Genomic DNA, 14,040 nt, shown 5'->3' on the forward strand with positions numbered 1-14,040 from the left:
TAATGGGGTGAAGAGGGGCCCAGAAAGGCCCGGGATCTTCCTGTTTTCCCCATCCTGGGGCACGCGGCCGTACCGGTCCGCGTACAGGGAGAGGATGTTCGGTGGAGAAGGACGTAGGGCGCGAGACCGCTGAGGGGCGGCTCGACGACCCCTGGTACGACGCATTGGCTTCCGGCTGGGGTGAGTTGCAGGAGGCCGGCAGCGCCGCCCCGGCCGCCGTACCGGCGCAGAAGGTGTCCGAGCCGGGCCGCACCGCGGCCGACATCTATCTCGAAGTGCAGTCCAGTGCGGCCTTCCAGGAAGTGCGCAGCCGCTACCGCAGGTTCGTCGTTCCCGCAGCGCTGGCTTTTCTCGCCTGGTACGTGGCCTATGTCGTCACCGCCACAACAGCCCCCGGGTTCATGGCCCGCCCGGTGGCCGGCGCGGTGAACGTCGCGATGATCGCCGGCCTCGGCCAGTTCTTCACCACCTTCCTGCTGACCTGGGCCTACGCACGTCATGCGCGGCTGCGCAGGGACCGGGCGGCGCTCGATCTCCGCTGGGACACACAGGAATTGACGCGGGGGATCACCAGGTGAGCAGCGACCACCAGACTCTTGCGCTGCTGCTGTTCAGCGCATTCATCGCGGCGACGCTCGCCATCACCACCTGGGTGAGCCGCAACCGGCATGGCTCCGCCGAGGAGTTCTACGCGGGCGGGCGCCTTTTCTCCCCCATGGAGAACGGTTTCGCCATCGCGGGCGACTACATGTCGGCCGCCTCCTTCCTCGGCATCTCCGGACTCATCGCCCTCTTCGGCTACGACGGCATGCTCTACTCCGTCGGATTCCTTGTCGCCTGGCTGGTCGTGCTGCTCCTGGTGGCCGAACTGGTCCGCAACTGCGGCCGGTTCACCCTTGCCGACGTCGTCGCGGCCCGGATGAGCGAACGCCCCGTGCGCATCGCCGCGGGAACCTCCTCCGTCACCGTGTCCGTTCTCTACCTGGTGGCGCAGATGGTCGGCGCGGGCAGCCTGGTCTCGCTCCTGCTCGGCGGCGACAGCGGCACCTCGCAGGTGCTCGCGGTGATCGGCGTCGGCGCGCTCATGGTCGTCTATGTGACGCTGGGCGGGATGCGGGCCACCACCTGGATCCAGATCGTCAAGGCCGTACTGCTGATGGCGGGTGCGATCGCGCTCACCGTGCTCGTACTGGTGCGCTTCCACGGGGACTTCAACCAACTGCTCAACACCGCGGCGGACCGCAGCGGCCACGGGTCGAAATTCCTGGCGCCCGGCCTCAAGTACGGCGGGGACTGGACCGCGCGCTTCGACTTCATCAGCCTCGGCCTCGCACTGGTCCTCGGCACGGCAGGGCTGCCGCACATCCTGTCCCGCTTCTACACCGTGCCGACCGCCCGCGCCGCCCGCCGCTCGGTCGTCTGGTCCATCGGCCTCATCGGCGGCTTCTATCTGATGACGATCGTGCTCGGCTTCGGCGCCGCCGCCCTCGTCGGCTCCGATGCCGTACGGAAGTCGAATGCCGCGGGGAACACGGCGGTTCCCCTGCTCGCCATGAATCTCGGCGGGGGAGCAGGATCAACAGGCGGAACGGTTCTCTTCGCCGTGGTGGCGGCGATCGCCTTCGCGACCATCCTCGCCGTCGTCGCGGGTATCACGCTGGCCTCGTCGGCCTCCGTCGCTCACGACCTGTACGCCTCGCTCAAGCGCCGGCACGCCAAGCAGCACAGCGAAGTCGCCGTGGCACGGGTCGCGGCGGCCGGTATCGGGGCGGTCGCCATCGCCCTGGGGCTGCTGGCGAAGGACATGAACGTCGCCTTCCTGGTCGGCCTGGCCTTCGCGGTCGCCGCGTCCGCGAATCTGCCCGTGCTGCTCTACTCGCTGTTCTGGCGGAACTTCACCACGCGCGGTGCGGTCTGGTCGGTCTACGGAGGGCTGGTCCCCGCCATCGTGCTGGTGCTGCTCTCGCCCGTCGTGTCCGGCAGCCCCGAATCCCTTTTCCCCGGCGTGGACTTCCAGTTCTTCCCGCTGCAGAACCCGGGCCTGGTCTCCATCCCGCTGGGCTTCCTCGCGGGCTGGCTCGGTACGGTCACCTCGGCCGAGCCCCCGGACGCGGCCAAGCATGCGGAGACCGAAGTACGGTCACTGACCGGCGCCGGGGCCGTCTGACCCCGGAACGGCCCAGACGTAACGATGCTCCGGGCGGCCGGTGTCCCCGTACCTGAGGCTCAGCCGCAGCCGCCCGGACTGCTCCAGCTGGCGGAGATAGCGCTGGGCGGTGGACCGGCTCAGCCCCGTCCGCGCGGCCACCTCGTGGGCCGACAGCGGGTGCGGGGCCCCGGTCAGCACCTCGCGGATCAGCTCGGACGTCGGTACGGAATGACCTGCGGGGAGCCCCGTGGACGCGGCGGGCCCGGCGGTGCGCAGGGCGCTGAAGATCCGGTCGACCTGGTCCTGGCCGGCGGCTTCCCCGCTGCCGCCGACCCGTTCCACGGTGCGACGCAGCGCGGCGTAACTGTCCAGCCGGGAACGGAGTCCGGCGAAGGTGAACGGTTTGACGAGGTAGTGCAGGGCGCCATGGCGCATGGCGGCCTGCACCGTCGCCACATCGCTGGCCGCGGTCACCATGATCACGTCGGTGTGGTGGCCCAGCTGCCGCATGCGCCGTACCAGCGCCAGACCCGTCTCGTCGGGCAGGTAGTGGTCGAGCAGCACCAGATCGATGGGCTCGCGCTCCAGGGTGGCCATCGCCTGGCCGGCGCTGTGCGCGCGGGCGGCGACACGGAAGCCGGGAACCTTTCCCACATACGCCGCGTTGATCTCAGCAACACGGAAGTCGTCGTCGACCACCAGCACGTCGATCATCCGACCTCCCTGTGTTAACCGTTTGTTGCAACCACGTAGTTGTAGCGCGAGCAAAACGAGCACAACAGTCTTGTGCAAGCAGAAGACGGCCTTGCGCCCAAAAGGCTGCCGTTGTGGTGCGTGCCACACCTACGGTCCCGCTTCATGAGCACAGACACGAGCCCCGCCATCGAGCTGCGGGGCGCAGGCAAAGCGTTCCGTACGCCGTCCGGGGCGCTGCACACCGCCGTACGAGACCTTGATCTGACCGTGGCCCGCGGTGAGTTCGTCGCCGTGGTGGGTCCCACGGGCTGCGGCAAATCGACCACCCTGACGCTGGTGAGCGGCCTCGAGGAACCGACCGAGGGCGAGGTGCTGGTCGCCGGTGAGCCGGTCTCCGGCATCGGCGACAAGGTCGGATTCGTCTTCCAGCAGGACGCCACCTTCCCCTGGCGCACCGTGCTGTCCAATGTGATGGCCGGGCCGCGCTTCCGTGGCGTACCGAAGGCCGAGGCCAGGGAGCGGGCCCGCGAATGGCTCGCCCGCGTAGGCCTCTCGGCCTTCGAGGACCGCTATCCCCACCAGCTCTCCGGAGGCCAGCGCAAGCGTGTCGCGCTCGCCCAGACCTTTGTGAACGACCCGGAGATCCTGCTCATGGACGAGCCGTTCTCCGCCCTCGATGTGCAGACCCGGGCGCTCATGTCCGACGAACTGCTCGAACTGTGGGCCGGTACGGGGTCCTCGGTCGTCTTCGTCACCCACGACCTCGAGGAGTCCATCGCCCTGGCCGACCGGGTGGTGGTCATGACGGCGGGACCGGCCACGGTGAAGGAGATCTTCACCATCGATCTGCCCAGGCCGCGGAAGGTCGAAGAGGTGCGTCTGGAGCCGCGGTTCGTCGAGATCTACCGCGAGATCTGGTCCTCGCTCGGCGAAGAGGTCCGCATCACCCGCGAGAGGGGTGCCGCCCATGTCGACAACGCGGCCTGAGACCAAGGCGGGCATCGCACCCGCCGCCGCGACCAGCGCCGAGGAGCGCAAGAACTCCCGCGCCAGGGCCGCGCGCCGCCGCAAGGGCCTGGTCCTCGGCAGCCGCCTGCTGCTGCTGGTCGTGCTGCTCGGCCTCTGGGAGGTGCTCGCCCGTACCAAGGTCATCGACCCGTTCAACTTCTCGATGCCCTCGAAGGTCTGGGAGCAGATCAGCACCTGGGTCATGCACGGCACCGCACAGGGTTCGCTCGCCGAGCAGATCACCACCACGCTCTACGAGGCCTTCATGGGCTGGATCATCGGCGTCATCGCCGGTGTCGTCCTGGGGATCGTTCTCGGCCGGATCACGTTCCTCGCCGATGTGCTGGGCCCGTACGTCAAGGTGCTCAACGCCATCCCCAGGATCGCCCTGGCACCGATCTTCGTCATCTGGTTCGGCCTCGGCCCGGCCTCCAAGATCGCCTCGGCGATCGTGCTGGTCTTCTTCCCGGTCTTCTTCAACGCCTTCCAGGGCGCCCGCGAGGTCGACCGCAACCTGGTCGACAACGCGCGCATCCTCGGCGCGAGCAACCGCAAGGTGACGCTGCAGGTCGTCGTCCCTTCCGCGACCACGTGGATCTTCACCAGCCTGCACATCAGCTTCGGCTTCGCCCTCATCGGCGCCATCGTCGGCGAGTACATCGGCGCCTCCAAGGGCGTCGGCCTGCTCGTCGCAGCGGCCCAGGGCAACTTCAACCCGGCCGGCGTCTATGCGGCGATGGCCATCCTCGCCGTGGTCGCCCTGGTCGCCGAAGGGCTGCTGACCCTGGTCGAGCGCCGCCTCTTCAAGTGGAAGCCGGCCGGTCACGGCGCCGACCGCTGACCGCCCGAACCACCCCCTCTTCCCCTGGTACTCACAAGGACGTGTGAATCATGCGCAGTTCCGTCAAGTTCCCGGCCCTGGCCGTCGCCGGCGTGCTCGCCCTCTCCACCCTGACCGCCTGCGCCGACGACGCCTCCAGCACGTCGAGCGCGGGTCAGCCCGCCGGCAAGGTCAAGGGCGAGTCGGTCACGATCATGGTCGGCGGCCTCGACAAGGTCATCTACATGCCGGCGATGCTCACCCAGCAGCTCGGCTTCTTCAAGGACGAGGGCATCAACGTCAAACTCCTGACCGAGCCCGCCGGTGTGCAGGCCGAGACCGCGCTCGTCTCGGGCCAGGTCCAGGGAGCGGTCGGCTTCTACGACCACACGCTCGACCTGCAGACCAAGGGCAAGGAAGTCGAGTCCGTCGTGCAGTTCTCGCACGCCCCCGGCGAGGTCGAGATCGTCTCGGACAAGGCGAAGGACATCACGTCCCCGAAGGACTTCAAGGGCAAGCACGTCGGGATCACCGGCATCGGCTCCTCCACCGACTTCCTGAGCCAGTACCTCGGCGTCAAGAACGGTGTGAGCTCCAGCGACTTCACCCGGGTCGCCGTCGGTGCAGGACCCACCTTCCTCGCCGCGCTGCAGAAGGGTTCCATCCAGGCCGGGATGACCACCGACCCCACGGTCGCCCAGGTGCTGGACAAGAAGCTCGGCCACATCCTGGTGGACATGCGCACCCCTGCCGGTTCGCAGGAGGCCTTCGGCGGTCCGTACCCCTCCTCCAGCCTCTACATGCAGAGCTCCTGGGTGGACGGCCACAAGGAGAGCGTGCAGAAGCTGGTCAACGCCTTCGTCAAGACGCTGAAGTGGATGTCCACACACTCCCCGGAGGAAATCGCCGCCAAGATGCCGGCGGACTTCGCGGCGGGCAACCAGAAGCTCTACACCGAGTCGATCAAGAGCACGCTGCCCATGTTCACCACGGACGGGGTCATGCCGGTGAACGGCCCGGAGACCGTCGAGCGCGTCCTGAAGGCGTTCAACCCGAACATCAAGAACGCGAAGATCGACCTGGCCAAGACCTACACCACCGAGTTCGCCAAGAACGCGGGCTGACGCACTTCACAGGCTCGCGACCCAGGCGTAGCGGTGCTCGGGGCGGCCGGTCTCCCCGTACTTGAGACTGAGCCGCACCCGCCCCGTGCGCTCAAGGAGCTTCAGATAGCGCTGGGCCGTCTGCCTGCTCACCCCCGACCGCTCGGCGATCTCCTGGGCGGAGAGCGGGAGTTCGGCCCCGAGCAGCACCTGCCGCACCAGCTCCGCGGTGGTCGGTGAGTGCCCCTTGGGGAGTTCGGAGACACCCGCCGCCGAGAGCGCCCCGAAGATGCGGTCCACCTCCGCCTGCTCCGCTTCGCCGCCCCCGTCCAGGGTGCGGCGAAGCGCCGCGTACGCCTCCAGCTTGGTGCGGAGGCCGGCGAAGTTGAAGGGCTTGACCAGGTACTGGAGCGCGCCATGACGCTGCGCCGCCTGCACGGTCGCGATGTCCCTGGCGGCAGTCACCATGATCACGTCGAGGTGCAGACCGCGGCTGCGGAGTTCCCGTACGACCGCCAGACCGTTCTCGTCCGGCAGATAGTGGTCGAGCAGCACCAGATCCACCGGGTGCGCGCCGACACTGGCGAGCGCCTGTGCCGCGGAGTGTGCCGTCGCGGTCACCCGGAAGCCCGCCACCTTGGCCACGTAGGCCGCATTGATCTGCGCGACCCGGACGTCGTCGTCCACCACCAGTACGTCGATCATCGCTGCTCTCCTGCCGGTGCGAGGCCGGGTTCCAGGTCTGGTTCGGTCAGTGCTTCGGGGAGTACGACGGTGAACTCGGCCCCGCCGTCCGCGCTCTGGCCGGCCCGCGCGCTGCCGCCCTGCCGCTCGGCGAACCGGCGCACCATCGCAAGCCCGAGGCCGCGCTTGCCGTGCGCCGGGAGCTTCTTGGTCGTCCACCCCTCCGTGAAGATCGCCTCACGCACCTCCTCCGGGACCCCGGGACCGCTGTCGGTGACCCGGAGAACCGCCGTACGGCCCTCCGCGTGCAGTGCGATCTCGACCTGGGCGGAGGGCGAACCGGACGCCGCGTCCAGCGCGTTGTCCACCAGATTGCCGACGATCGTCACCAGACCGCGCGGATCGACCAGCCGGTCCGGCAGCAGCGATCCGGCCGCGACGCGCAGCGAGACCCCGCGCTCGGCGGCGACGGTGGCCTTGCCGACCAGCAGCGCGGCGAGCAGCGGGTCGTGGATCTTCTCGGTGACCTGCTCGGCGGTCGCCCGGTGCACTCCGACGACTTCGGTGACGAAATCCGCGGCCTCCTCGTGCATCTCCAGTTCGAGGAGACCGAGGAGGGTGTGCAGCCGGTTGGCGTGCTCGTGGTCCTGGGCGCGCAGGGCGTCGATCAGGCCGTGGGTGGAGTCCAGTTCGCGGCCCAGCTGCTCCAGCTCGGTGCGGTCGCGCAGCGTGGCGACGGCGCCCCCGTCGTCGGTGGGCATCCGGTTGGTGATCAGGACGCGCTGCCCCCGTACGGTCAGGAGATCGTCGCCCGTGACCCGGCCGGCCAGGACGTCGGCGGTACGCCCCGCGCCGAGCGCCTCGTCCAGGGGGAGTCCGGTGGCTTCGGGGCCGAGGCCCAGGAGCCGTTGCGCCTCGTCGTTCATCAGCCGGATCCGGCCGCTCGCGTCGAGGGCGACGACGCCCTCGCGGATGCCGTGCAGCATGGCCTCGCGCTCGGCGAGGAGCGCGGAGATGTCGGAGAAGGCCAGGTCGTGGGTCTGGCGCTGGAGCCGCCTGGAGATCAGATACGCGGCCAGCGCGCCGACCGCGAGTGCGCCGCCCGCGTACGCGAGGAGGCCGGGAATGGTCTTCAGGAGACTGGCGCGCACGCTGTCGTACGTGATGCCGACCGAGACGGCACCGACGATCGTCCCGTCCGCGGTGCGCAGCGGATACTTGCCGCGGGCGGAACGCGCGAGCGTGCCCTGGTCGATCTCCATGACCTCGTGGCCCGCGAGGGCGTCCGCGGCACTGGTGGAGACCTCATGGCCGATCTCGCCGACCGTGGGGTGCGACCACCGTATGGAGTTCCGGTCCACCACGACGATGTACTCGGCTCCGGTGTCGTGCCGTATCCGCTCCGCTTCCTTCTGGACGGGACCGTCGGCGGACGGCCTGGAGTGGAGCAGGTCCTCCGCCAGTTCCGGAGAGGCCGTGGTCTCGGCGATCGCGAGTGCCCGCCTCATCGCCTGGTCGTCGAGCTGGGCACTGAGCGGGCGCAGGAAGAGGCCGGTGGCGAGGACGGCAACCCCGGCCGCGACGGCCAGCTGCATCAGCAGGACCTGTGAGAAGACGCGCCGGGGCAGCCCTATGCGGATCCTTCTGGGCTGCCGGGTGCTCATGTGCAAAGACGGTAAAGGCAGGGGTGCCGCATCGTGAAATTTCCTGGGTCACGCAAATCGCTTGCGCTTCTTGCGCTAATCTTGCGCGCATGACGCGACGACTTGCGCAGGTTGCTCGGAAGGTCGGGGTCAGCGAGGCCACCGTGAGCCGGGTGCTCAACAACAAGCCCGGGGTCTCCGACACCACCCGACAGGCCGTTCTGTCGGCCCTCGACGTGCTCGGTTACGAGCGCCCCACTCAGCTGCGCGGCGAGCGCGCCCGGCTGGTCGGCCTGGTCCTGCCCGAGCTGCAGAACCCCATCTTCCCGGCCTTCGCCGAGGTCGTCGGCGGGGCACTCGCCCAGCAGGGTCTGACCCCCGTGCTCTGCACCCAGACCAAGGGCGGGGTCTCGGAGGCGGACTATGTCGAACTCCTCCTCGAGCAGCAGGTTTCCGGCGTGGTCTTCGCCGGCGGGCTCTATGCCCAGGCGGACGCCCCGCACGACCACTACAAGGTGCTCGCGGACCGCAAGATCCCCGTCGTGCTCATCAACGCGTCCATCGGACACCTCGGTTTCCCCTGCGTCTCGTGCGACGACGCGGTCGCCGTCGACCAGGCCTGGCGCCATCTCGCCTCGCTCGGCCACGAGCGCATCGGGCTCGTCCTCGGCCCCTCCGACCACATGCCGTCGCAGCGCAAACTCGCGGCCGCGCGGAAGATCGCGGAGGATCTGGGCGGCGATCTTCCCGACGAGCGGATCGTACGGGCGATGTTCTCGCTCGAGGGCGGTCAGGCCGCCACGGCCCGACTGCTCGATCAGGGCGTCACCGGGGTCATCTGCGCGAGCGACCCCCTCGCCCTCGGCGCGGTGCGCGCGGCGCGCCGCCGGGGTCTCTCCGTACCCGACGACGTGTCCGTCGTGGGGTACGACGACTCGGCTTTCATGAACTGCACCGAGCCTCCGCTGACCACCGTCCGCCAGCCCATCGAGGCCATGGGGCGCGCCGCCGTGGAACTGCTGTCCGTGCAGATCGGGGGACGTGCCGTCCCCTCCGACGAGCTGCTCTTCGAGCCCGAGCTGGTGGTGCGCGGTTCGACGGCGCAAGCGCCGCGCAACAGGGTTCACTAGCTGTCGACTTTTTGCGGTCCCCCTGCGGTCCCCCTGCGGTCCCCCTGCTGTCCTGCTGCAGGCCTGATCAGGGGAGCGGCTGCGGCGGGCGGGGGCCGGTGTACTGGCCGCTGGGCCGCATGCGCAGCGGCCGCTCTTCGTACTCCTCCAGGGTGTGGGCGATCCAGCCGGCCGTGCGCGCCACGGCGAACACGGTCTCGCCCGCCTCGGCGGGCATGGCCGAGGCCACGGTCAGCGCGGCCAGGGCGAGATCGACGTTGGCGTACAGCTCGGTGTGGCGGGCGGTCGTGGCGACCACGTCCCGAGCTGCGGCCAGCGCGGGCGCAGCCTGCTCGACTTCTTCGAGTGCGGTGAACAGGGCCTGGGCGCGCGGGTCTTCGCCCGGGTAGATCCGGTGGCCGAGACCGGGTACACGGCGTCCGGTCCGCAGATGGTCGGCGACCACAGGGGCCGCGCTGCCGCGCTCGAGCACCTCCGCGAGCATCCGGTGGGCGAGGCCGCTGGCGGCGCCGTGCAGGGGGCCTTCGAGTACGCCGAGACCTGCCGAGACGGCGGCGTACGGATGGGCGCGGGCCGAGGCCGCGACCCGTACGGCGAGGGTGGAGGCGGCGAGGTCATGGTCGATGAGCAGCCCAAGTGCCAGGTCCAGGACGCGCAGTGACGCCTCGTCGGGCGTCTTGGCGGTCAGCCGGGGCCAGAGACGGGTGGCCAGCGGCCCTTCGCCATGGTGCGCCGTGCCGACCAGGGGGAGCGCGGTCACCAGGGTCGGGATGAGGGTCCGCGCGGTGGAGAGCACGGCCGCCTCGGACAGGTCGTAGCGCAGCGGATCGGCGGCCGCCGCGGCGACGGCCGCCACGCGCAGCCGGTCGGTGGGTCCGCAGTGCGCGGGCAGCGCGTCGACGGCGCGGCGGGCGGCTTCGGCCGCTTCCCGGGGGGCCGTGAACCGGATGCCGGGCCGCAGTACCCCGGTCCACAGCCACTCGGCCACTTCCTCGTAGGAGTAGGTACGGGCCAGTTCGGTGGCGTCCACGCCCCGCAAGAAGTACTTGTCCTTGTCGATCAATGTGATCCGGGTCCGTACGGACAGCTCGCCGCCCGCTGCTGCCGATGACTCCCGCCGGCCGCGCCGCACCAGGGCCTCGACCTCTTTGGCGTCGAAGGTGCTGCCGCGGCTGCCGGGGCCGCGGCGGCTGGAGAGCTGGCCGCGACTCACGTACGCGTACACGGTCTCCGGCTTCACCCCGAGCCGCTCGGCCGCCTCCCGGGTGGTCAGCCGCTGCGCTTCTTGATCCGTCACGATGCTCACCATACTGACATTGATTGAATCAATATTGACAAGGATTGAGTCAAGCATGGATGGTCGAATCAAGAAACAGGGAGGAAGAGATGTCGATCAGCACAGCAGTGGCTCCGGCTCCGGCTCAGGCACCGCGTGGACTCGCCGGCGTAGTGGTCACCGAGACCGCTCTCGGTGATGTCCGGGGCACCGAGGGCTTCTACCACTACCGCCAGTACTCGGCCGTGGAGCTCGCGGAGGCCCGTACCTTCGAGGACGTCTGGTACCTGATGGTCCATGGCGAACTCCCCTCCCTGGCCGAGCGCGAGGCCTTCACGTCACGGACCGCGGCGCTGCGGACCCTGCCCGACGAGGTGCGCGAGGCGCTCCCGGCGATCGCCCGCGCCGGCTCGGGACCGCTCGCAGGTCTGCGCACCGCGCTCTCGCTCTTCGGCGCCTCGGCAGGCTTCCGCCCGGTGTACGACATCACGCCCGGGCAGCGGGCCGACGACGCCCTCGCAGCCTGCGCGGTGGTCCCCACGCTCCTGACGGCGCTGTACCGCATCGGCCAGGGGCTCGCCCCCGTCGCACCGCGTGCCGATCTGCCCCATGCGGCCAACTACCTCTACATGCTGACCGGTTCGGAGCCCGACCCGGTGCGCGCACGCGCCGTCGAGCAGTACCTGATCTCGACGATCGACCACGGTTTCAACGCGTCCACCTTCACCTCCCGCGTCATCGCCTCCACCGGAGCCGATGTGGCGGCCTGCCTGGTCGGCGCGGTGGGCGCCCTCTCCGGCCCCCTCCACGGCGGCGCCCCCAGCCGCGCCCTGGACACCCTCGACGCCATCGCGACCCCGGACCGTATCGACCCGTGGATCCGTGAACGCGTCCTGGCCGGCGACCGCATCATGGGCTTCGGCCACCCCGTCTACCGCACCGAGGACCCGCGTTCACGGATGCTGCGCGGCATCGCCCGGCAATTCGGCGGCCCCGTGGTGGACTTCGCGGTCCAGGTCGAGTCCCGCGTCGAGGCGATCCTGGCCGAACTGAAGCCGGGCCGCGAACTCCACACCAATGTCGAGTTCTACGCGGGCGTCGTCATGGAACTCTGCGGCCTGCCCCGGGAGATGTTCACCCCGACGTTCTGCGCGGCGCGCGTGGTCGGCTGGAGCGCGAACATCCTGGAACAGGCGGCGGACTCCAAAATCATCCGCCCGGCGGCCCGGTACGTGGGCCCTGTGCCGCCCGAGGCGGTTCCGACGGCAGCCTGACATGCCGAAGGCCCGGCATCAGCGCGCTGAAGCCGGGTCTCGTACGGGGGGACGCCGGTCAGGCGTCCGGGATGTCGGCCTTGGCGCGGATGAGCGTCTCCCGCGTGATGACCACAATGCGTTCGTAGTCGGCACGGGAGGCATCCGCAGGAAGCTCGGCGTCGAGCATCGCCGTGGCGTCCGTCCCGATCACGGCAAATCTTCCGTCGCTCAGTTCGAACAAGTCGGGGCACGACTGTCCGGCGACGCTGCCTCGGGCGGTGGGGGGGACGCCCATGCGGCGCACGATCTTCACGGGGGATTCGATCCTCGGTGGTGAGTGGGGAAGGTACTCCACGTGGTACGCGGGGTCGCATGCCGCGCGTATGGAGAACCTCTGGTTCGTGTCCGTAACGAGCCTGAACCGTGAGGAGGTTGGAATCCGCCAGGCATTCACTCCCGATAGCCAAGGTCATGTGTTCGAATGTCACTCTTCTGGGGGTTCGCCCACGATCCACCACTCCCCGGTCTCGTCCTCTTCGAGGTCGCTCAGCAGCCGGTCCACGATCGTCCCGATCTGGGCCTCCTCCGAGTCGGCGCCCAGGCTGGCGCGGTGTTTGCTGGTGACCCGCCAGTACTCCTTGAAGACGGGGTTCTGGAGAACGAACCGTATGTGCCCGCGGAACTCGCTCTCGTTGACCACACCGGTCCGCAAAGCGAGCAGGATGTTGGTGTACAGGCCGTTGGCGAAGAGGAACTGGCGCTGCTTCGTGTACGGCAACTCCTCGTCGTACGTGTCGAGCACTGCGGCCAGGTCCGCGTCGGCGATGGCCCGGCTCAACAGTTCCCATTCCAGCCGCTGTTGCTCGTAGAGGTTCGCGTGGCGCTGGCGCCGATTCGCCTGGCGGTTCTGCGATGCCAGCAGTGCGAGACCGCCCGCCACGAGCGTCACGCTCCCCATGACGGCGCAGCCCGCATTCCGTAGCCCCTGCGTCCGTACACCCATGTCAACCCCCGGGTCCGGCGATCACCGCCGCGGCGATCGGCCGGCGGTGCGCGTCCGCCCCCCAGACTGCCGGACGGCTCTGGCCGGCGGGGGAGGCGGTGAGGGGCGCACGGGGGGAGCGACGGTTCGTCCTGCCATGCGCCTTGCCGGATGTGTGCCCGTTACGCGCCGCTAACAATCGTTTACTTCGCGTCGGATTGACGAGACCGCGCTGCACTACGCTTTGACCCCATGCCCAGGAAACCCGTCCCCGTCGTCGTCCTCGCCGGGTTCCTCGGCTCAGGAAAGACCACCCTGCTCAACCATCTGCTCCGGCAGAGCAGGGGTACTCGCATCGGTGCCGTCGTCAATGACTTCGGGGCCGTCGAGATCGACGCGATGACCGTGGCCGGACAGGTCGACTCGATGGTCTCCCTCGGCAACGGCTGCCTGTGCTGCGCCGTCGACGCCAGTGAACTCGACGACTACCTGGGCAGGCTCGCGCGCCCCGAGCTGCGTATCGACGTCATCGTCATCGAGGCGAGCGGACTGGCCGAGCCGCAGGAGCTCATCAAAATGATCCTGGCCGCCGAGAACCCGGACATCGTCTACGGCGGCCTCGTGCAGGTCCTGGACGCCGCCGAGTTCGACGCGACCCGCGTCCGCCACCCCGAGACCGACCGGCATCTCGCCCTCGCCGACCTCGTCGTCCTCAACAAGGCCGACCGCGCGGACGAGGCCGGAATCGAACGGACGCTGAAGACCGTGGGCGAGCTCAGTGCCGGGACCCCGGTCGTGCGCACCACGTACGGACAGATCGACCCCGAGCTGCTCATCGACCGCCGCGCCGTCGGCGAGCGCGTCGGGCAGCTCTCCTTCGACGACCTGCGGGCCGACGAGGAGGAGGACACGGAGGGCGCGGACCACCGCGGGCATCTCCACGCCGCCTACGAGAGCGTGGGGTTCGTCTCCTCCGAGCCCATGAACCCCCGCCGCTTCATGGAGTTCCTCGACCGCAGACCCGAAGGGCTCTACCGGATCAAGGGCTTCGTCCACTTCGAAGTACCGGAGAACACCGGGAAGTTCACCCTCCACGCCGTCGGCCGCTTCCTGCGCTTCTATCCGGAAGCCTGGGCCGCCGGCGAGGAACACCTCACCCAGCTCGTCCTCATCGGCTCCGGAATCGACGCCGCCGCCCTGCACAAGGAGCTCGACGGCTGCCGGGAGTTCGCACCGCAGGACGCCCGCCCCGAGTCGATGTGGGGCGTCCTGCGGTACGTGGACGGGGACTGA

Annotated in this window: 14 protein-coding genes; 8 read left to right on the forward strand and 6 right to left on the reverse strand. The window is 69.4% G+C overall.

Annotated features, from left to right (window positions below; translation table 11 throughout):
- The first annotated feature begins 101 nt into the window (after positions 1-101).
- Together AB0H78_RS23480 and AB0H78_RS23485 are read left to right on the forward strand one after the other, a co-directional pair.
- Positions 102-578 carry a DUF485 domain-containing protein gene (locus tag AB0H78_RS23480; RefSeq protein ID WP_363236484.1) on the forward strand — a complete coding sequence of 159 codons (477 nt, stop codon included), beginning with the start codon at positions 102-104 and terminating at the stop codon, positions 576-578.
- Positions 575-2,167 carry a cation acetate symporter gene (locus tag AB0H78_RS23485; protein WP_363236485.1) on the forward strand — a complete coding sequence of 531 codons (1,593 nt, stop codon included), beginning with the start codon at positions 575-577 and terminating at the stop codon, positions 2,165-2,167. Before AB0H78_RS23480 ends, AB0H78_RS23485 begins: the two co-directional genes overlap by 4 nt.
- Here the strand turns inward: AB0H78_RS23485 and AB0H78_RS23490 are convergent.
- Entirely contained in the window at positions 2,141-2,863 is a 723-nt protein-coding gene (locus AB0H78_RS23490; protein WP_363236486.1) for a response regulator, read from the reverse strand. The genes AB0H78_RS23485 and AB0H78_RS23490 overlap by 27 nt on opposite strands.
- A 144-nt stretch (positions 2,864-3,007) precedes the next feature.
- On the opposite strand from AB0H78_RS23490, the gene AB0H78_RS23495 reads away from it, so the two are divergent.
- The 3 genes from AB0H78_RS23495 to AB0H78_RS23505 are packed head-to-tail and all read left to right on the forward strand — an operon-like array spanning position 3,008 to position 5,797.
- Positions 3,008-3,832: an ABC transporter ATP-binding protein gene (locus AB0H78_RS23495; RefSeq protein ID WP_363236487.1), complete on the forward strand. Its 825-nt coding sequence runs from the start codon at positions 3,008-3,010 to the stop codon at positions 3,830-3,832.
- Positions 3,813-4,694: an ABC transporter permease gene (locus AB0H78_RS23500; protein WP_363236488.1), complete on the forward strand. Its 882-nt coding sequence runs from the start codon at positions 3,813-3,815 to the stop codon at positions 4,692-4,694. The genes AB0H78_RS23495 and AB0H78_RS23500 overlap by 20 nt, the downstream gene beginning before the upstream one ends.
- 50 nt (positions 4,695-4,744) lie before the next feature.
- Positions 4,745-5,797: an ABC transporter substrate-binding protein gene (locus tag AB0H78_RS23505; protein WP_363236489.1), complete on the forward strand. Its 1,053-nt coding sequence runs from the start codon at positions 4,745-4,747 to the stop codon at positions 5,795-5,797.
- A 6-nt stretch (positions 5,798-5,803) separates the two neighbouring features.
- Here AB0H78_RS23505 and AB0H78_RS23510 read toward each other — a convergent pair whose 3' ends face one another.
- Together AB0H78_RS23510 and AB0H78_RS23515 are read right to left on the reverse strand one after the other, a co-directional pair.
- Entirely contained in the window at positions 5,804-6,481 is a 678-nt protein-coding gene (locus AB0H78_RS23510) for a response regulator (RefSeq protein WP_363236490.1), read from the reverse strand.
- On the reverse strand, positions 6,478-8,124 hold the full coding sequence (locus tag AB0H78_RS23515; protein WP_363236491.1) for a sensor histidine kinase: 1,647 nt from the start codon (positions 8,122-8,124) through the stop codon (positions 6,478-6,480). Before AB0H78_RS23515 ends, AB0H78_RS23510 begins: the two co-directional genes overlap by 4 nt.
- A gap of 89 nt (positions 8,125-8,213) precedes the next feature.
- Between AB0H78_RS23515 and AB0H78_RS23520 the strand changes: the two genes are divergently transcribed.
- Positions 8,214-9,233, forward strand: a complete 1,020-nt coding sequence (locus tag AB0H78_RS23520; protein WP_363236492.1) for a LacI family DNA-binding transcriptional regulator — start codon at positions 8,214-8,216, stop codon at positions 9,231-9,233.
- A 67-nt stretch (positions 9,234-9,300) separates the two neighbouring features.
- Here AB0H78_RS23520 and AB0H78_RS23525 read toward each other — a convergent pair whose 3' ends face one another.
- On the reverse strand, positions 9,301-10,542 hold the full coding sequence (locus AB0H78_RS23525) for a citrate synthase (protein ID WP_363236493.1): 1,242 nt from the start codon (positions 10,540-10,542) through the stop codon (positions 9,301-9,303).
- Between the two features lie 77 nt (positions 10,543-10,619).
- Between AB0H78_RS23525 and AB0H78_RS23530 the strand changes: the two genes are divergently transcribed.
- Positions 10,620-11,783, forward strand: a complete 1,164-nt coding sequence (locus tag AB0H78_RS23530; RefSeq protein ID WP_363236494.1) for a citrate synthase/methylcitrate synthase — start codon at positions 10,620-10,622, stop codon at positions 11,781-11,783.
- 58 nt (positions 11,784-11,841) lie between these two features.
- Here AB0H78_RS23530 and AB0H78_RS23535 read toward each other — a convergent pair whose 3' ends face one another.
- Together AB0H78_RS23535 and AB0H78_RS23540 are read right to left on the reverse strand one after the other, a co-directional pair.
- A complete protein-coding gene (locus tag AB0H78_RS23535) occupies positions 11,842-12,078 on the reverse strand; it encodes a hypothetical protein (RefSeq protein ID WP_363236495.1) in 237 nt (78 codons plus the stop codon).
- Between the two features lie 171 nt (positions 12,079-12,249).
- Positions 12,250-12,768, reverse strand: a complete 519-nt coding sequence (locus AB0H78_RS23540; protein WP_363236496.1) for a DUF6082 family protein — start codon at positions 12,766-12,768, stop codon at positions 12,250-12,252.
- 231 nt (positions 12,769-12,999) lie between these two features.
- On the opposite strand from AB0H78_RS23540, the gene AB0H78_RS23545 reads away from it, so the two are divergent.
- Positions 13,000-14,040, forward strand: coding sequence for a CobW family GTP-binding protein (locus AB0H78_RS23545; RefSeq protein WP_363236497.1), 1,041 nt, complete (start codon positions 13,000-13,002; stop codon positions 14,038-14,040).

It is taken from the genome of Streptomyces sp. NPDC050738 (assembly GCF_040654175.1).
In the GTDB taxonomy this organism is placed as follows: domain Bacteria; phylum Actinomycetota; class Actinomycetes; order Streptomycetales; family Streptomycetaceae; genus Streptomyces.